The organism is Amycolatopsis sp. NPDC059027 (assembly GCF_042739735.1).
Classification (GTDB): domain Bacteria; phylum Actinomycetota; class Actinomycetes; order Mycobacteriales; family Pseudonocardiaceae; genus Amycolatopsis.
In genome coordinates this window covers 121,449-139,639 of the sequence record NZ_JBHYIK010000014.1, presented here as the reverse complement: position 1 = coordinate 139,639, position 18,191 = coordinate 121,449, and the positions used below count along the sequence as shown (strand labels likewise).

The 18,191-nt window shown below is 68.4% G+C and carries 16 protein-coding genes; 9 read left to right on the top strand and 7 right to left on the bottom strand.

Annotation, left to right across the window (positions count from 1 at the left end; translation table 11 throughout):
• Positions 1 to 120 precede the first annotated feature (120 nt).
• Positions 121 to 984 (bottom strand): hypothetical protein, encoded by an 864-nt coding sequence (locus tag ACFWY9_RS12645; RefSeq protein ID WP_378328104.1) that lies wholly within the window; start codon positions 982 to 984, stop codon positions 121 to 123.
• A gap of 404 nt (positions 985 to 1,388) precedes the next feature.
• Between ACFWY9_RS12645 and ACFWY9_RS12640 the strand changes: the two genes are divergently transcribed.
• Both ACFWY9_RS12640 and ACFWY9_RS12635 read left to right on the top strand, forming a co-directional pair.
• A complete protein-coding gene (locus ACFWY9_RS12640; protein ID WP_378328114.1) occupies positions 1,389 to 2,750 on the top strand; it encodes an MFS transporter in 1,362 nt (453 codons plus the stop codon).
• Positions 2,747 to 3,202, top strand: coding sequence for a MarR family winged helix-turn-helix transcriptional regulator (locus tag ACFWY9_RS12635; RefSeq protein ID WP_378338898.1), 456 nt, complete (start codon positions 2,747 to 2,749; stop codon positions 3,200 to 3,202). Before ACFWY9_RS12640 ends, ACFWY9_RS12635 begins: the two co-directional genes overlap by 4 nt.
• A 1-nt stretch (position 3,203) precedes the next feature.
• On the opposite strand, the gene ACFWY9_RS12630 is transcribed toward ACFWY9_RS12635, so the two are convergent.
• From ACFWY9_RS12630 to ACFWY9_RS12610, 5 genes are read right to left on the bottom strand one after another with little or no spacing between them, the layout of a single operon-like run.
• The gene (locus ACFWY9_RS12630; protein WP_378338897.1) at positions 3,204 to 4,100 is read right to left on the bottom strand and encodes a PfkB family carbohydrate kinase; all 897 of its coding nucleotides are present in this window, start codon (positions 4,098 to 4,100) and stop codon (positions 3,204 to 3,206) included.
• Positions 4,097 to 5,539, bottom strand: coding sequence for a purine-cytosine permease family protein (locus ACFWY9_RS12625; protein WP_378338896.1), 1,443 nt, complete (start codon positions 5,537 to 5,539; stop codon positions 4,097 to 4,099). Before ACFWY9_RS12625 ends, ACFWY9_RS12630 begins: the two co-directional genes overlap by 4 nt.
• Complete coding sequence (locus ACFWY9_RS12620; RefSeq protein ID WP_378328100.1) at positions 5,478 to 6,524, bottom strand: ADP-ribosylglycohydrolase family protein; 1,047 nt, start codon at positions 6,522 to 6,524, stop codon at positions 5,478 to 5,480. Before ACFWY9_RS12620 ends, ACFWY9_RS12625 begins: the two co-directional genes overlap by 62 nt.
• Before the next feature lie 20 nt (positions 6,525 to 6,544).
• A complete protein-coding gene (locus tag ACFWY9_RS12615) occupies positions 6,545 to 7,252 on the bottom strand; it encodes a GntR family transcriptional regulator (RefSeq protein WP_378338895.1) in 708 nt (235 codons plus the stop codon).
• 45 nt (positions 7,253 to 7,297) lie between these two features.
• A complete protein-coding gene (locus tag ACFWY9_RS12610; RefSeq protein ID WP_378338894.1) occupies positions 7,298 to 9,088 on the bottom strand; it encodes an FAD-dependent oxidoreductase in 1,791 nt (596 codons plus the stop codon).
• 88 nt (positions 9,089 to 9,176) lie between these two features.
• On the opposite strand from ACFWY9_RS12610, the gene ACFWY9_RS12605 reads away from it, so the two are divergent.
• The 4 genes from ACFWY9_RS12605 to ACFWY9_RS12590 all read left to right on the top strand — a co-directional run bounded on the left by ACFWY9_RS12605 (position 9,177) and on the right by ACFWY9_RS12590 (position 12,332).
• Positions 9,177 to 9,770 carry a hypothetical protein gene (locus tag ACFWY9_RS12605; protein WP_378338893.1) on the top strand — a complete coding sequence of 198 codons (594 nt, stop codon included), beginning with the start codon at positions 9,177 to 9,179 and terminating at the stop codon, positions 9,768 to 9,770.
• Positions 9,767 to 10,201: a DUF6086 family protein gene (locus ACFWY9_RS12600; protein ID WP_378338892.1), complete on the top strand. Its 435-nt coding sequence runs from the start codon at positions 9,767 to 9,769 to the stop codon at positions 10,199 to 10,201. The genes ACFWY9_RS12605 and ACFWY9_RS12600 overlap by 4 nt, the downstream gene beginning before the upstream one ends.
• A 304-nt stretch (positions 10,202 to 10,505) precedes the next feature.
• On the top strand, positions 10,506 to 11,765 hold the full coding sequence (locus ACFWY9_RS12595) for a DUF222 domain-containing protein (protein WP_378338891.1): 1,260 nt from the start codon (positions 10,506 to 10,508) through the stop codon (positions 11,763 to 11,765).
• A gap of 75 nt (positions 11,766 to 11,840) precedes the next feature.
• On the top strand, positions 11,841 to 12,332 hold the full coding sequence (locus tag ACFWY9_RS12590) for an AAA family ATPase (RefSeq protein ID WP_378328094.1): 492 nt from the start codon (positions 11,841 to 11,843) through the stop codon (positions 12,330 to 12,332).
• A gap of 7 nt (positions 12,333 to 12,339) precedes the next feature.
• On the opposite strand, the gene ACFWY9_RS12585 is transcribed toward ACFWY9_RS12590, so the two are convergent.
• Positions 12,340 to 13,782: an alpha-L-fucosidase gene (locus ACFWY9_RS12585; protein WP_378338890.1), complete on the bottom strand. Its 1,443-nt coding sequence runs from the start codon at positions 13,780 to 13,782 to the stop codon at positions 12,340 to 12,342.
• Positions 13,783 to 14,031: 249 nt separating this feature from the next.
• Here ACFWY9_RS12585 and ACFWY9_RS12580 point away from each other — a divergent pair, with 249 nt between their 5' ends.
• The 3 genes from ACFWY9_RS12580 to ACFWY9_RS12570 all read left to right on the top strand — a co-directional run bounded on the left by ACFWY9_RS12580 (position 14,032) and on the right by ACFWY9_RS12570 (position 17,983).
• The gene (locus ACFWY9_RS12580; protein ID WP_378328092.1) at positions 14,032 to 15,828 is read left to right on the top strand and encodes a hypothetical protein; all 1,797 of its coding nucleotides are present in this window, start codon (positions 14,032 to 14,034) and stop codon (positions 15,826 to 15,828) included.
• 130 nt (positions 15,829 to 15,958) lie between these two features.
• Complete coding sequence (locus tag ACFWY9_RS12575; RefSeq protein WP_378328091.1) at positions 15,959 to 16,441, top strand: Lrp/AsnC family transcriptional regulator; 483 nt, start codon at positions 15,959 to 15,961, stop codon at positions 16,439 to 16,441.
• Between the two features lie 153 nt (positions 16,442 to 16,594).
• The gene (locus ACFWY9_RS12570; RefSeq protein WP_378338889.1) at positions 16,595 to 17,983 is read left to right on the top strand and encodes an aspartate aminotransferase family protein; all 1,389 of its coding nucleotides are present in this window, start codon (positions 16,595 to 16,597) and stop codon (positions 17,981 to 17,983) included.
• Positions 17,984 to 18,191 lie beyond the last annotated feature (208 nt).

Genomic DNA, 18,191 nt, shown 5'->3' with positions numbered 1-18,191 from the left:
TTTTAGACCCGCCCCGACCACGCCCCCTCCGCGGCGGGGCGGGGCGCGGGGGCGGGGGGGGCCTCCCCCCGCCCCCGCGCCCCCCCCCCCCGGCCCCCCCCCCCGGAGGGGGTGGAGTGGCTAGCAGCTGATGATCAGGCCGGTGAGGGCCGTGCACGTCCTGCTGGCGCTGTTGTTGGCCGCGTTGGGGTCCGCCGGGAAGCTGGAGAGGATCTTCGCCGTCGTCGTGAACGAGCCGAGCGTGAGGACGCCGAGGCTCGCAGTGAAACGCAGGTTCTTGCTCGACCCCGCGGGCAGCGAAGCGACGTCACAGGTCACGGTCCTGGTCCCGGCCGGATGCGCGCAGTCGGCCGAGCGGGTGAACTGGAGCGCGGACGAGTACGTCGCGGCCACCCGCACCGCGGAGGCGTCGCCGGGACCCGCGTTGGTCAGGGTGATCGTGTAGTCGATCTCCGGGGAGAGGAGCCCGTGCTGCGCGGCCGTCAGCTTCACGCCGACGTCCGCGACGCCCTGCGTCACGGTGAGGTCCGGACCGGTCAGCGTCTCGAAGGCGTAGTTGTCGCCGACGAACTGATGCTGCAGCGTGACCGTGCCCAGCGGCGCGGTGTCCTTGACCTGGAGGGTGTACACCACGGTCCGGGTCTCCCCCGCCGCGAGATCGCCGAACGGCGCGCGATAGCTGCTGCCGTACTGGAAACACGGCGCCGTCGTCCCGGTGCACGAAACCAGGTCGGCGAGATCGGTGATCGCCGTCTGCTGGCCATAAAGCGCCGCTTTGGCGAAAGTGACGGTGAATTGCTGGGTGTTGTGAATCTGCTGGGTCACCGTGAATGTCTGACCACGATGGACAGTCGTGGCGCCGACCGTGACCGCGCTGCTCGGCACGTCGTCGGCGCTCGCGGAAGCCGTGCCGAACGGGAGGGCGACCAGCGCGGCCGCCATGGCGATGGTGGCGATTCTTCGCCAGCGTCTGTGGTGCATCATCGGCTCACTGTTCCGTTCCGGTGCCACTCTTGCCCTACAGGACGAACAACGCCGGTGGTTCCGCGTCGCTCACGGCTGCTCAGTCGTCACGGCCGGAGAATTCGTTACCCAGGCTCACCCGTGCCGCGTTTTCACTCGAAGGGCCCGGTTTTCGGTGCCGGTAAACCGAAATCACGAAAGCGTCACGAAGAAAGCGTTACCCCTGGCGCCCGGAATCGCGGTCGCGTTCGTCCGCGAAGGACTCCTTACCGGCGCTCAGTGCCGGTAAGGAGTCCTTCACGACCCCGACCACAGGTTACCTCTGCGTCAGAACGAGGTGTGACGCACACTACCCGAACCACAGCGCCTGGGCGTGAGCAATAGTTCTGTGTCAGAATGAACTAGGAAGGAGGCACCCAGTGCTCATGGTGGAGACGCCGCGGCCGCGGGCCGTCCGCGAGCATCCGAAGGCGGGCTGGCTCGCGGTGGGCACCGTCTGCTTCGGAGCGTTCATGGGGCAGCTCGACGCCAGCATCGTCACGCTCACCTTCCCCGCGCTGCAGCACGAGTTCGCGACGCCACTGGCAGCCGTTCAGTGGGTGTCGCTGGCGTACCTGCTCACCCTCGTCGGGCTGGTCACGGTTGCCGGACGCGTCGCCGACGCGCTGGGCCGCAAGCTCGTCTACGGTTACGGCTTCGCGGTGTTCACCCTGGCCTCGGCCGCGTGCGGGCTGGCACCCGGTCTCGGCTGGCTCATCGGGTTCCGCGTCCTGCAGGCGCTGGGGGCCGCGATGCTCCAGGCGAACAGCGTCGCGCTGGTCGTCACCAGCGTGCGCCGCGACCAGGCCCGCACCGCGCTCGGCGTCCAGGCCGCCGCGCAGGCGCTGGGGCTCGCGCTCGGTCCCGCGCTCGGCGGGCTGCTCGTCGACACCGCCGGCTGGCGGTGGGTGTTCTGGGTCAACGTCCCGATCGGCTGCCTGGCCCTGCTCGCCGGGCGATTCCTCCTGCCGCGCACGCAAGAGCGCACGCCGCTCGGCCGGTTCGACTGGCCGGGGCTCGGCCTGCTGCTGCTCACCACGACGTCGGTCCTGCTGCTGCTTTCCGGGTTCTCCGGCCTCGGTCTCCCCACCTGGGCCGTGGTGACGCTCGCCATCGGGTTCGTGGTGGGCGCGGTGCTGCTGTACCTGACCGAACGCCGGACGGCGAATCCGCTGGTCGATCTGTCCGTGCTGCGCCCGCGCGCGGTCTGGGCCGGGCTCGCCGGCGCGCTGTGCGGCTATCTCGTGCTGTTCGGCCCGCTGACGCTGTTCCCGCAGGTTCTCGGCGCCCACGCCGGTCTCGTGCTGACCGCGCTGCCCGCCGGATTCGCCCTCGCCGCGCTCACGGCGGGCAAGGTGGTGCCACCGGGCTGGCCGACCCGGGCACGGGCGACGCTCGGCGCGGCGATCAGTGTGCTGGGCGTCGGTTCGCTGCTGCTCGCGGGGAGCACCCCGCTCGCGGTCGGTATGCTCCTCGCCCTGACCGGGGCCGGGCTGGGCGTGTTCATCCCGGCCAACAACGCGGCGATCATGGCGGCGATCCCGCGGCGGATGTCCGCCACCGGAGGAGGGCTGGTCAACATGGCGCGTGGGCTGGGCACCGCGCTGGGGATCGCACTGGTCACCTTCTGTCTCAACCTCGGGTCCGGCGGGCTGGGCACGCTGAGCGCACTCGGCGCGATGGCCGCGGTCGCCGTCCTCATGGGACTCACCGGGCTGCTGCTCCGCCCTGCGGGCGCGAACCGATGACCGGCCAGGAAAGCTCACTCGCCGACGCCGTCGCCCGGCTGCGCAGGGCCATGCGGCGCGCGGCACGGGCCAAGGACCCTGGCAACACGCTTTCGGTGGCGCAACTGGAACTCCTGTCCTCACTGGCCGAAAACCCGGGCGCCCGCCCGAGCCGGGTGGCGCGTTCGCTGCACCTGGCACCGAACTCGGTCACGACGCTGGTCAACGGCCTCGAGAAGCGCGGCATGATCACCCGGGCCGGCGGCGACGACCGGCGTACGGTCTCCCTGCGGCTCACCTCGGAGGGCACGAAGGCCGTCCGCGCCTGGCAGGCCACGAACGACGCGATCCTGAGCGCCGCTGTCGAGCGTCTGCACCCCGGCTGGCAGCATCTGCTCACCGCCGCGCTGCCCGCGCTGGACGAGCTCGTCCACGCCATCGACACCGTCGCCGAGCCCACGGACGAGCACTGACCTAGTGCGCGACCGCCCTGGCGACCAGGAACTTCTCGACCTCTTCGCGCTTCGGCGCCGTCGCCGGGCCGTATTCGGTGACGGCCAGCGCGGCGGCCGCGTTCGCGCGTTCGGCCGCGACCAGGATGTCCTCGCCCCGCAACAGTTCCGCGGCCAGCACACCGGTGTGCGCGTCCCCTGCCCCGTTGGTGTCCACCGGATCGACGGGGAAACCACCCACCCGGACGGTCACGCCGTCCTCGGTCACGTCGCAGCCGTCGGCGCCGATCCGGGTGATCCGCACCGGCACCTCGTCCACACCATCCACAGCGGACATTGTGCGCGCCTCGGCGGCGTTGCACGACAGGACGTCCACATGCGGGAGCAGTCCGCGCCAGACGTCGGCGGGTATGTCACCCGCGAGCGGTCCGGGGTCGAGCAGCACGAGCTGACCCATCAGTTCCGGCAACCAGGCCAGCAACGCGTCCCGATTGGACTCACGAACCAGGCTGTATCCCGTGACATAGACCAGATCGTCGTTCTCCAGCTCCACCCGGCCGAGATGTTCGGCGGTGAGCGTGCCCTCGGCGCCGGTCTCGGTGATGAACGTCCGCTCGCCCGTCGCGTCCACCAGCGCCACGCACACCCCGGTGTCCGGTGTGGTCGGTGGCTGGACCAGCGCGATGTCCTCGGCGGCCAGCGCGTCCCGGACGATGTCGCCGAACCGCCCGGTTCCGTGTTCACCCGCGTAGATCACCTCGGCCCCGGCACGGGCCGCGGCCGCCATGACGTTGAAGCCACCGCCCGCGGTGAGCCGGACGTCCGAGGCGAGCACGTCCCCACCGGGCGGCGGCAGCGCGCCGACCCGCATCACGAGGTCCACAATGGCCTGTCCGGTGTGGACGAGACGGCCGGTCATCGGATGCTCCTCGCTCCGCCGAGCGCCGCGTACATCCCGGCGCCGACAAGGAAAGTGACGACCCAGCCGACTCCGTTGACGCCGAGCCAGGTCTGCGCGAACGGGCCGGCGAACCAGACGTCCTTGCCGGTGCCCGCCGTGGTGAACAGGTAGCCCGCCACGATCGCCACCGCCCACGCGAACAACGCACGGGGTTCGCAACCGGCGCGGTACCAGTACGCGCTGGTGCGGCGCATGTCCATCAACGCCTCCGGATCGTAGGAACGTCTGCGGATCATGTCGACGAGGAAGACACCGACCCAGGCCGTGATGGGTACCGCGAGCAGGCTGATGAACGCGATGAACGGGCCGTAGAAGCCGTCGGCCACCAGCATGAAGTACAGCGAGCCGAGGAACGTCACGACGATGTCCACCACCACCGCGTACACCCGCTTGATCCGGATGCCCAGCGTCAGCGTGGTGAGCCCGGCGGAATAGACCGAAAGATGGTTGGACAGCAACAGTCCGCCGAACGCGGCGATCAGGTACGGCACCGCCATCCAGCCCGGCAGCAGCTCGCGGATCGCGGCCACCGGGTCGCCCGCCGAGGCCAGTGAGGGGTCGTCCGCCGAGATCAGGCTGCCCAGGGAAATGAGCAGCACCAAGGGAATTCCGGCACCCGCGGCGGCCGAGGCGATCAGCGAGCCCGCTCGCACGGCGGGTGACTGGTACCGCGACATGTCGGCGGAGGCGTTCGCCCAGCCGATCCCGGTACCGGCCGCGATCGTGCCGATCCCGGCGATCATCGCGCCGACCGGGGCCGGCGAGGCGGCGAACACCTTGTCCCAGTGGATCCGCGTGACGAGGCTGACCCCGACGACGATGTTGAGCGCGCCGAAGACCCAGGTCGACCACCGCTGCACCGCTACCAGCACGGCGTGCCCGAGCCCGGACACGGTGACGGTGAGCAGCACGAACAACGCGACGCCGACGATCGTCAGCACCGGCGAGGCCTTCGCCCCGGCGTCGGTGCCGAACAGGATCGCGCAGAGCGAGAGGAAGGCGAACGCGGCGGTGGTAGTGTTCACGGTTTCCCAGCCGAGGCGGGAAATCAGCGACACCACCGTCGGCCCGAAGTTGCCCCGCACACCGAACACCGCGCGCGAAAGTGTCAGCCCGGGAGCGCCGCCACGACGTCCCGCGATGGAGACGACGCCGACGATCGCGAACGAACCGGCGGCGCCGATCACCGCGACGATCACCGCCTGCCAGAACGCCAGGTGCTGCACCGCGACCAGCGTCGCGCCGAGCGGCAGCCCGAGAATGCTGATGTTCGCGGCGAACCACACCCAGAACAACTGCATCGGATGCCCGCCACGCTCGGCGGCGGGCACGGGTTCAATGCCGCGTGTCTCCAGCGCGCCCGCGCGTTCCGCCGTCTCCTGAGCCGATTTGACCATGCCTACCTCGCAGATGGAGCAGGCCGTCCACGAGGGCGGCCAGATCGAGCCGGTTGACCTCCCGCACCTGGCGCACCAGGTGTGCGGGAAGCCCGGCGATGCCGTGGTGTGCGCCGAGGATCGCCCCGCACACGGCAGCCACGGTGTCGGTGTCGCCGCCGATCTCGGCGGCCAGTGTCAACGCCGCAGCGGGGTCGTCGCCGAGTGCTTCGGCGAGCGCGACCGCGGCGACCACGGATTCCTGTGCGGCGACCGAGGTTCCGATCACCTCGGCGAGCGCGTCGGCCAGCGTGGCACGGTCCATCCCGCGCACCCAGCCGCGTGCCCAGCGGAGCCGGGCGGCGATGTCCCCGCCCGCGATCCAATAACCCCGCCGCGCGCCCTCGGCGGCCGCGCGTTCCGATTCGTCCAAAGAGGACTTGAGGTCCGCACCGTCCACACCGGACGACACGGCGGCGGCGACCGCGGCCGCGGCGGCGATGCCCAGCCCGGTGTTGTGCGTGACCCGGCTGGCCTCGACGACGGCGTCGACGAAGCCTTCGCCCAGCGGCGTCGCGATCCCGATCGGGGTGATCCGCATCGCGGCGCCGTTGGTGGTGCCCTCGCGACCGGCCTCCTCTGCGGGCACCCCGGCGTCGAGCCGGTCCAGCGCGCGTTTCGTCGAAGGGCCGAGCAGGTCGAGCGAGCCGCGGCGGATCATGTCCGCCTCCCAGTCACGTAAGGCGTCGGCGAACGCCTTGGGCTCGATGTGGCCGTCGCCCTCGATCACGAGACGGGCCACGAGCAGTGCCTGTTCGGTGTCGTCGGTGATCGACCCTGCCGCCATGCCCGGCGCGATCGGCTGTTCGGCGACCGCGTCCCGGAAGCCCGTGATCGGCCCATACGTCTCGGCGATCGTGGTCCGCGACATCGACTGCGTCGGCATGCCGAGCGCGTCCCCGATCGCGAGCCCGTAGAACGCGCCGAGCGCTCTCTCCCGGCTCACTGGGGACTTCGCTGAAGGCTTCACTGGGGGCCGAACCGCAGGTGAAAGCGGAACCGGGCGGGGTCGAGCAGGCTGGTGACGTGCTCGACGAGCGTCCCGGTGGCGCTCAGCGTGATCCGGACGGCCTGCAGGAACTGCTCCTCGGGACCGCGCTCCAGCAGTTCGGCCTGATCGTCGAGGGCACGCGTGGTGATCCACTGCTCGCCGCTCACGCCCCGCAGCCCCGCGGCCGTGAGCGTCGCGGTGAGCGAGTCGTCGACGAGTCCTCGCTCGGGGAGGTCGGCGAGCGGGCCGTCGCCGGGCAGCAGGGACCGTTCGAGGGACACCGGGTGGCCGTTCTCCGCGCGGCGCCTGCGCAGCACCGCGACGAAACTGTCCACTTCGAACTGTTCGGACAGCTCCTGATCACGCACGGTGGTGATGGAGATGAGCTCGGTGGTCAGCGTGAACCCCGACTCCGCGAGCGCGCGGGCCCAGCCGACGCCCTGGTCGAGATGGACGCCGTCGAACGTGACGAACGACCCGACACCGGTCTGCGTCGTGATCAGCGCGCGCTGCTGAAGCTCGGACAGCGCGCTGCGGACCGTGCCCCTGCTGACCTGGTACAGCTCGGCCAGCCGGTTCTCGCCCGGCAGCCGCGCGCCGGTCGGCAACCGCCCGGACCTGATCTGCCCTGCCAGGTCCTCCACCAGCTTGGAGCGTTTCCCGAAACCCACTCGTGCGGACATGTACAAACATGTACAACTTGGGTCCCGGGCTGTCAAGGGAGGTCGCTATGGCCGTCGTGGATCCGCCAGGTCGAACGCGTGGGGCAGCCCCAGCTGGTACATCCCGCGGTCCGCGGCCTTGAAGGCGTCGAAAGCGGGGTTGACCCACAGCCGCGCGACCGAGCACCTCGGTTCGGCCGAGCCCGAGGCGTCGAGGATGCCGTTGACCGCCTGCCGGGCCGCCTCGTTCGCACCCTCCATTGTGGTCACGTTGATGTTCGTCCTGATCCAGTCGCCGGCGAAGAACAGATTGGGAATCGCGGTTCTCGCCGTCGGCCGGGCCTTCCAGGTACCGGGTTTCTGGATGAACAACGGCGTGTCGTTGTCCACATCGGACGTTCCGGCCCCGGTGATCGCGGGGTCGAGAAACCAGGAGTGCAGCATGTCGTCCTCGAGGACTGCCTGACCGGTGTCGTTGAGATGGGCCTTCATCACCGCCCACGTCTCGGCCGCGATCTGCTCCGGAGTGCACTGCCGCGCCGTCTTCGCCGTGAAGTTCCCCGGCCTGCCCCAGTCCGAAAGGATCGTGGACAGGCAGTCCCGCACGGTGCCGTCACCGTAACCGTCGAGCGGGCGCTTCCAGAACTGCTGCTGGCTGATCGAGGTGATCGCCCAGGCGGAGTCCTCGTAGTTGACGTGCCCCGGCGTGATCGGCAGTTCCCGGTTCAGGAAGAACTGCAGGCCCACCATCCAGTCGGTGCCCAGCTCGCGTATTCCGGCGAGACCGGGATCGGCCGCGAGCACCGCCGGGCTGAGCAGTTTCATCGCGCGCTCGACCGGCATCGCCGAGAGAAACCAGCCGGCCTCCACCCGGCGCCGCTCGCCTGCCTTGTTCACCACCGAAGCCGCGGTGACCCGGCCGCCGCCGATCTCGAGCGCGTCCGCAGCCCATCCGGCCCGGAACGCGACGCCCTTCGCCCGGAGGTAGCCGATCCACGGATCGAGCCACATCTCGTTGGTACTTCCGCACAGCACTCTGTCCACACTGGACCCTGACTCGTTGCCGAGCCCCATCAGGCTCCAGAACACCGCCTCGGCGACCACGCCGATCGAGTAGGTGCTGGCGTCCTTCGATTTGCTCGCGACGAGGTTGCGGATAAGCCCGTCGGCGAAGAGCTTGTCGTACTCGCCGGAGAACCACGCCGTGCGCGTGTAGTCCGCCCAGGTCACGTCGTCCCATTGTCCCCGGCGTCGTTCGTCGCAGCTGGTCACGAAAACCAGCAGCTTCTCGGCGGCGAACGCGGCCTCGTGCGGCGGGAGCCGGAGCAGCGTCTGGAACATCGAGATCACCGAGGCCAGGAAGCTCTCCGGGGTCAGCGGCGGCGGATTCGTCGGCAGCGGGAACGGGAAGGGAATCGTCAGATCGGCACGGCCGCCCATCCGGGACATCAGGACCGCGCTCGCCCGGGTGAGGTTGTCCCACGTACCGTTCTGCTTGCCGAGAAAGGGAATCCGGCGCATCGTGTCCGGCAGGTTGTGGTAGAACCCGGGAAAGAACCGGAATCCGTGCTCGCCGGGCAGATCGGGGCGGCCGTCCTTGCCCGAGCCCGGCACACCGATGCTGCGTGCCTTGCCACCCAAGACGTTCCGCTCGTACACGGTGACCGAAAAGCCGCGTTCGATCAGCTCGTGTGCCGCCGTGAGCCCGGCGACCCCACCCCCGAGAATCGCCACCGAGCGCCCGCCTTTCGGGCTCCCGTAACCGGTTCCCGCCCCGGCCAGCACGGCCGCGACACTCACCGCCGCCGCGGACGAACCACGCAGGAACGCACGCCGGGACCTCGCCTGATCACCCATCGTTCCTCCCGATCACTCTGGGCACGGGCGTACCCAGAGTACGGATCCGGCGAAGTGGCGTGCCAGCTCCGATCGTCGGGGAAAAGTGGTGGCATGGACCACCGGCCGCCGCTACCTTTCGCCGGTGCATACGGTGTTGCTGGGCGGAGCGCCCGGTGTCGGCAAGTCCAGCGTGGCGGGCTGCCTGCTGACTCTCGCGGAGCGCGGGCCGGATCTCGTCCAATGGGTCGACGTCGACCACCTGTGGCTGCACCAGCCCTGGCGCGTCGACGAACGGATGAAGACCATGGTGCGAGCCAACCTGCGTGCCGTCGCGGCCCACGCCGCCCAAGCCGAGGTCGACATCCTGCTGATCACCTGGGTTTTCCAGTCCCCGGACATGCAGCGCCTCGTCACCGCGCTACTCCCGGCCGGTACCCCGACCATATCGATTCACCTGCGCGCGAGCTACGACACCTGGCGCCGGCGCTTCGAAGCGGACCCCGCACGACCGGCCGTGAACGACTTCTTCCGTGCTCGCTATGAAGCAGCGCAGACGACCACCGCCGATCACGTGATCGGCACCGACGGCCTCACTCCCCTCGCAGTGGCCCACCATGTCGCAGGCATCATCGGCCTCGTCGAGCAACCATGTGCATGCTCGGCGCCTGTCGTGTCCGAGGTCGAGGAGGGAAGGTCATGAGCCAGTATTTCGATGTCGGCGAGCAGACGCTGTGGAATCCGTCGAATGGCCCCGGCAAGCTGTTCGTGAGTATGACCAAGGCTCTGGAACCGTTGGTCGGGCTGCCATCGGGGATCGGTGCCGGCAGGTGCGGACCCGGCGATCCGGACTGCCATGGGATCGATCTCGTTGCCTTCACACGGTTCACCGACGCTCTGACCCGGCTTTATCGGGAGTCGAACCACCTGATCCTGCGGTCGCTGCTGGAGGGTGTCGTCGCCACGGCCATCGTTCTGGTCGAACGCGGTGTCGGGACGGTTCGCGCCCTGAGCGAGCAGCCGGGAACCAGCACACGGGACGTTCAAATCGGCCCTGGCGGGCCGGCGACTCAAGCCGCCCCTGACCGGCTGGCCGAACTGGTGGCCGATCACTCGGCCGCGATGGCTTGGTAACGCGCTGACGGTGAGCCCTGCCCACAGCCGAAGGCTTGCTACAACGGTCTTGCGTGGCATTCGAATGCCACGATCATTGAGAAAGTGGCATCGATCCTGAGATCGCTACACAGCGAACCCGTTATCCCGCGACCCAGCCAGTGGATACCGGTTGACAACGCGGCCAACTCATCACACGACGGACGAACCCCTTCTCTCCCAGCAAAACCATCCCAAACCCCGCCAGCGCAAGCAAAGAAACCTGACCATTTACTTCACCCGTTCGTGTCGTACATATGTTCTACTAGCGCGGTATGATGGTGGCGTGTCCGAGACTCTGTCCACTCTGGAACCGCCGCAGGAGCTGTGGCGGCGATCCGGTCGTGCACTCGCCGACGAGGTGCGTACGCGACTGGAGTCCTTGTGGCGCTTGGACGCTGAGCTTGGTCAGTACCTCGCGGAGATCGACTCTCGCGGCGTGTCCGAGTTGTACGGGTATGGGTCGACAGCGGCATGGTTCGCGCACATGGCACGAATGTCGCGCGGTGAAGCCAAAAAGTACCTCGACCGAGCCCACGGGCTGAACCCTGGCCGCAACATCGACGGTACCGAACTCCCCGCCGCAGCGCCAGCAACGCACGCGGCCGCACTCGACGGTGAGATCGGACCACACCACAGCGACCGGATCCTCCAGTTCCTCAAGAAGGTTCCCAGCTTTGTGTCCGAAGAGGACAGAAGCAAAGCCGAGAAGATCCTCGTCGAACTCGCTCGCCACGCCACACCGCAAGAAGTGGTCAAGGCCGCGGATGAGTTGCTGGCGCGGATGGACCAGGACGGGAAGGAACCGAAAGACCCGGACCCGCCGGAGCGGAAGCCCGAGTTGCGGCTGCGACAGCGGAAAGACAGCTGGTTCGACATCGACGGACAGCTCGACCCCATCACCGGGACCCGCCTCAGCACCATCCTCGATCCCCTCGCCACGCCCAGGCCTGCGGGGGAAGACAAATGGCCGGACCTGCGGTCGCCGTCCCAGCGGTACGGGGAAGCCTTCGGCGAAGCCATCGCCATGCTGGCCAATGTTCCGGACGTGCCCGGCGGCGACCGCGCCCAACTCCTGGTCACGGTCACGCTGGACGACTTGAAGTCGAAGCTCGGTACGGCGTGCCTGGACATGGTCTCGCAGATCTCCGCTACCGACGCCCGGATGCTCGCCTGCGACTGCCAGGTCATCCCCGCAGTACTCGGCACCAAGGGCGAACCCCTCGACCTCGGGCGCGCCAAGAGACTCGTCACCCCGGCGCTACGAAAAGCGTTGAACATTCGGGACGGTGGCTGCGCTTTCCCGGGCTGTCATCGCAAGCCCCGACATTGTGACGCCCACCATATAATCGAATGGGCACACGGCGGATTTACCGTCCTCCGAAATCTCGTGCTGCTCTGCGGAGCGCACCACCGACTCCTCCACAAAGCCAACTGGAAGGTCCGCGTCGCCGAAGACGGACTCCCCGAGTTCATCCCGCCGGACTACGTAGATCCCTTACGCACACCTAGACGCAATGTTCTCCATCGCCCCCTCGCAAGCTAGGGCAGACCGGCCCGGCGAGACAGACCTTCCGCTCAACCCGGCAGCTCGGCTCACCCGCTCTTGTACTGTCTGGTGATGGGCATGAAGAACTACCTGATCGAAGGCGTTTCCGGCACTGGCAAGACCTCGGTGTGCACAGAATTGCTCCGGCGCGGCTACCATGCCATCCATGGTGACCGCGAATTGGCCTATCAAGGCCACCCGGAAACCGGCGAGCCACTGGACGGGTTCAGGCACGAGCATCATATCTGGCAGATCGACAAGGTGAAATCGCTGATAGCCAACCACGACGACGCGGTGACGTTCTTCTGCGGTGGCTCCAGGAACTTCTCGAAGTTCATCGATCTGTTCGACGGCGTCTTCGTCCTCGAGGTCGACATCGAAACCTTACATCGGCGTCTCGACCAGCGGCCGGACAACGAGTGGGGCACGAAGCAATCGGAACGAGACCTCATCGTGCGCCTGCATCAGACGAAAGAAGACGTTCCCAGGAACGGGATCGTCATCGACGCCACCGAACCGCTTGCGCGCGTTGTCGACGAGATCATCCGTCAGTCCGGTCAATAGACGCGGGTCAGCGGCTCACGGACAGGACCGCGGGGAACTCCTCACCGAAGTCGTCGGTGCGCCGCGCCGGTAGCTCGATGACGATCCCGTCCGCGGCGCGCGTCCACGGAAGCGGGCGGGAATGGCCGCCCAGCAAGCGGATTCGCGAGCGGTCGGTGATCGGGACGTCGCCGGGGACGGTGAGCTTCGCGCCGGGCCAGTGCAGCGGGATGAGGTGGAACGCGTCGCGGGTGCGGGTGTAGCAGAGGTCGCCGTCCATCGCCCGCTGCCACGGTACCGAGCCGTAGATCGCGCGGCCGTTGATCCGCAACCAGCGGCCGACGTCGAGCAGGCGGGTGCTCATCCAGTCCGGGATCGTGCCGTCCTCGCGCGGGCCGATGTTGAGCAGCATGTTGCCGTTCTTGCTGACGACCTCGGCGAGCAACTGGACCAGTCGCGCCGAGGACTTGATCTTCGCCGGATCCTCGTTTTCGTTGTATCCCCACGACTTCCCGATGTTCAGGCACGCCTCCCACGGGTCGGGGCGCAGGACGTACTTCTTGTTGTCCCCTTCCACGGTGGCGAAGTCCGGGTGCGCGGCCTCGAAGCGGTCATTGGCCACGACGCTCTTCGGACGCGGCCGGTTGGCGGCGTTGCGGTAGTAGTAGCCGAGGATCTCGTCGCTGTGCCAGTCCCACACCTTCGGCCGGAAGATCGAGCCGCCGCCGAACTCGTGGTAGCCCTGGCCATCCGCCCACAGCACATCCGGGTCGTAACGGTCGATCAGGGTCTTCAGGTGGACATGCTCGTACTGGCGCACGTAGTCGGTCACCGGACGATAGCCGGTGTACGGGATTTCCACGCCGCTGTAAGGGTTTCGCGGCGGCGTGCCGAGCGCGGGGCTGTAGAACTCGCCGAGCGAGTGGTACAGCCCGCGCTTCAGGCCGGAGTGCCGGGCGGCGTGGAACAGCTCGCCGACGAGGTCCCGGTGCGGCCCGAGCCGGACGGAGTTGCGGTCCGACGCCGGATTACCGAACAGCTGGAATCCGTCGTGGTGCTTGGAGGTGAGTACGAAGTACCGCGCTCCGGCCTGCTCGAAAAGCCGCACCCAGGCACGCGGGTCGTAGCGGCGCGCGGTGAAGCGCGGGATGAAGTCGTCGTAGTTCACGTTCGCGCCATAGGTACGCAGGTGGTGATCGCGGGTTCCGGTGCCACGCGCCGGATCCGTGACGTTCATCGCGTAGAGGTACCACTCGGCGGCGTGCTTGGCGTCGCCCCAGGCCAGCGCGGAATAGACGCCCCAGTGGATGAAGATCCCGAACTTCGCCGAGGGGAACCAGGGCGTGGCCGCGGGGCGGGCGAGGTCCGCGGCCTGAGCGGCCGGCGCGGTGAATCCGAGCATCCCGGCGCCCGCGGCGACGCCCGCCGCGGCGAGCATGCTGCGTCGGCTGATCCCACGCTGTTCCGGCATCGTTGCCTCACTCCCGAAGTCCCGCAGTGGTCATCAGATGTCTAAGCGTTCCAGGCGTACCAGGCCGAGAGTCGCCGAGGCAAGAGTCCCACCTCGACGTGGCCAGCGAAACCCTTATTCACCGTGGTGTTCACGATGATGAACACGCCAGTCTTCCAGCACGCGGCGGTTGACGCCACCTCACAGCGTTCTTACGCTCAGCACGAATACATCTGATCTATTCGAGGTGAATAGCGGAAGGAACCGCCCATGTGCGCGGCATTCGAACGGGAGACCAGCCGACGGACCGCGCTACGGGGCGGCCTCGTCCTCGCGGCGGGCCTAGCGGGCACGACACTCGCCACGCCTGCGTTCGCCGCGCCGAAACCGGCCGGGCGCAGGCTGCCGTTCCTGCTCGACATGGTGCAGAACAACCCGGGCGAACCGTCGTTTTCCAGCCGGTTCACCGATCCCGCGAAGCTCAAGGAATACGGCTACGACGGGCAGGTGATCAACGAGTTCAAACCACCGCACGCCGCGATCACCTTCGACTCCTTCGATCCGCGTGTCTTCCCCGCGGGTTCGCCCGGCCGTGCCTGGGTCGAGGCGGCGGCACGGACCATCGACGCCCATATCGCGCGAGCGCACGCGGCCGGGATCGCCGCGTACGTCTTCACCGACATCATCGTGCTGCCGAAACGGCTGGTGGAGCTCTACGGCGACCAGGTTCTCGACGACAAGGGCCGGATCAGCCTCGAACGCCCGCTCACCCAGCGGATCCACCGGCTCATGCTGCGCGAGGTCTTCACCCGGTTCCCCGATCTCGACGGTCTCGTCGTGCGCACCGGGGAGACATACCTGCAGAACATGCCGTTCCACACCGGGAACAACCCGATCACCAACGGCGAGGGCAGCCACCTGACGCTGCTCGGCATCCTGCGCGACGAGGTCTGCGTCCGCGCGGGCAAGCGGATCTTCTACCGGACGTGGTCGACCGGGAGCGACAAGCTGACCAGCGACCCCACGTTCTACCGGCAGGTGACCGACAAGGTCGATACGCACGAGAACCTGGTGTTCTCGATCAAGCACACCGCGAAGGACTTCTGGCGGACCATCCCGTTCAACCAGACCATCGGCGTCGGCAGGCACCGGCAGATCATCGAGGTCCAGTGCCAGCGCGAGTACGAAGGGAAGGGCGCCTTCCCGAACTACGTGATCGACGGCGTGGTCAACGGCTTCGAGGAGTTCCGCACCCAGCCGAGGACCGGCGCGATCGGCCTCGCCGATGTCATCGGCAACCCCATCGTCGCCGGTATCTGGACGTGGTCGCGCGGTGGCGGGTGGCGCGGACCGTATCTGCGCAACGAGCTCTGGTGCGACCTCAACACCTGGGTGATGGCGCGCTGGGCCCGCGACACCGGGCTGGGCGAGGAAGGCGCGTTCACCGCCTACGCTTCGTCGAGACTCGGCCTGCGAGGTGACCAGCTCCGCCGGTTCCGGCGGCTCGCGCTGCTGTCCGCGGCCGGGGTGCTGCGCGGGCACTACAGCGTCGTGCACCCGATGGGCAAGCTCATGTGGACCAGGGACCAGTTCCTCGGCGGCTCGGACAAGGACCTCACCAGCGACTTCGCCGCGGTCGTCGCCGCCGGCCGCGTCGAGACCGTGCTCGACGAGAAACAGCGTGCGGCACGGATGTGGGACGAGATCGTGGCGCTGTCCTGGACACTCCCGCTGCGCGACCACGCCGACCGGGACTACCTGCGGGTCTCCGCGCGGTACGGGCAGTCGTGGCACCGGGTGGTGCACCACGGCTGGGAGGTCATGCTGCGCGGGTTCGCCGGGGATCGCGGTGGCCGGTACGACAAGGCCGCGATGCGTCACCACCTCGCCCGGTACGACGCGGAATGGGAACGCTGGCAGCGGCTCGCCGAGTGCGAACCGTCGTGCGCGACGCTGTACCAGCCGTACAGCTTCGGCCCCAAGGGGCCGGACGGCCTCTACAACGCCGATCCGGACCACGGCATCAAGCCCGCGACCGACCACTACCGTGCCCTGCTCTCCGGCTGAGACGTCGCCCTCACCGCCGGATGGCGGTATCCGCGCTGCGGATTTCGTCGGTTGTTGGCCTACCGGGGCACGGATACGATCGCCGGAACCCCGCTCGACCCCACCGACGATCAGCGTGAAGGAACCCCGGATGAACCGCAAGGCGCACCCCTCCGAGCGGCCCGCTCCCCAGCTCGACGACCTCTCCCGCAAGATCATCGAGCAGCTCCAGGAGGACGGCCGCCGGCCCTACGCCACCATCGGCAAGGCGGTCGGGCTGTCCGAGGCGGCGGTCCGGCAGCGGGTCCAGCGGCTCGCCGAAAGCGGGGTCATCCAGATCGTCGCGGTCACGGATCCCTTGCAGGTCGGCATGTTCCGGCAGGCGATGATCACGATCACCGTCGACGGCCCGATCGAACCGGTGGCCGAGGCGCTCGCCGAGATGACCGACATCGACTACGTGGTGATCGCCGTCGGCCGGTTCGACATCATCTGCGAGGCGGTGTGCGCGGACGACGCCGCCCTGCTCGACCTGCTCTCCAACCGGATCCGCACGCTGCCCGGCGTGCGCAGCGCGGAGACGCTCGTCTACCTCAAGCTGATCAAGCAGACCTACCAGTGGAACAGCCACTGACTTCGACACAACGAAATCCGTAGCACTATCCGGTTAGGACAATCGATCTAGTCGAGCAGAACCACGAATTACGACTGATTCCCTTGCCAAGGCTCCCCGCAATATGCGATAACGGGTCCATCGAGCCCGACCGACACGCTGTGAGGGATAGCCATGACCGCAACCACCGAACCCGCTCCCGCGGGCTCGCCGAGCCTCTCCGGTTCGGCCGCCGACCACCTGTGGCTGCACTTCACCCGCCACGGCGCGCAGGCCGACAAGACCCCGGTCATCGTGCGGGGCGAGGGCGCCTACGTCTGGGACGAGAACGGGAAGCGCTACCTCGACGGCCTCGCCGGGCTGTTCGCCGTCCAGGTCGGCCACGGCCGGGCGGAACTCGCCGACGCGGCCGCCCGCCAGCTGCGTCAGCTGGACTACTTCCCGCTGTGGGGCCACGCGCATCCGGCCGCGATCGAGCTGGGCGAACGCCTCGCGGCGAGCGCGCCCGGCGACCTCAACCGCGTCTTCTTCACCGTCAGCGGCGGCGAATCCGTCGAAACGGCCTGGAAACTGGCCAAGCAGTACTTCAAGCTCGCCGGTAAACCCACCAAGCACAAGGTGATCAGCCGCTCGCTCGCCTACCACGGCACTTCACAGGGCGCGCTGTCGATCACCGGGCTGCCCGGGGCGAAGCAGGACTTCGAGCCGCTGGTGCCGAGCACCCGGCACGTGCCGAACACCAACTTCTACCGCGCGCCGGTGCACGGGGACGACTACGAGGCCTTCGGCCGCTGGGCCGCCGACCAGATCGCGCAGGCCATCGAGTTCGAGGGACCGGACACGGTCGCCGCGGTGTATCTCGAGCCCGTGCAGAACACCGGCGGCTGCTTCGTGCCGCCGCCGGGCTACTTCGAGCGGGTCCGCAAGATCTGCGACGACAACGACGTCCTGCTCGTGTCCGACGAGGTGATCTGCGCGTTCGGCAGGCTGGGCCACCAGTTCGGCGCGTCCCGGTACGGCTACCAGCCCGACCTCCTCACTGTCGCGAAAGGACTGACCTCGGCGTACGCGCCGCTCGGCGCGGTGCTGATCAGCGACCGGATCGCCGAGCCGTTCCTGCGCACCTCCACGACGTTCATGCACGGGTCGACCTACGGCGGGCATCCGATGGCCTGCGCCGTGGGGCTGGCCAACCTCGACCTCATCGAGCGCGAAGGCATCTACCGGCACGTGCTGGACAACGAGGCGCGCTTCAAGTCCACTTTGGACAGGCTGCTGGACCTGCCGATCGTCGGTGACGTCCGCGGCGCCGGGTTCTTCTACGGCATCGAGCTGGTCAAGGACAAGGCCACCAAGGAGACGTTCAACGCCGAGGAGTCCGAGCGCATTCTCCGCGACCACGTTTCCGGTTCCCTGTTCGAGAACGGCCTCTACTGCCGCGCGGACGACCGCGGTGAGCCGGTCATCCAGCTGTCCCCGCCGCTGATCTGCGACCAGACGCAGTTCGACGAGATGGAGCAGATCCTGCGGGATACGCTCACCGGGGCGTGGAAGCTGCTCTGACCGGCTCGCCCGCCCTCGGCGCCGTACCCCGGGAAAGAGGTCCTCATGCAGAACGCTCCCGCCGACCTGATCTTCACCGGCGGCCCGGTGCGGAGCGGGGGGGGGGGGGGGGGGGCGAGCCCCCGCCCCGGCCCCAGGAGGGAGAGCACGACCCGGGCGACCCGACCCCCCCGCACACCCCCCACCACACACGGGGTAGGCACGACCC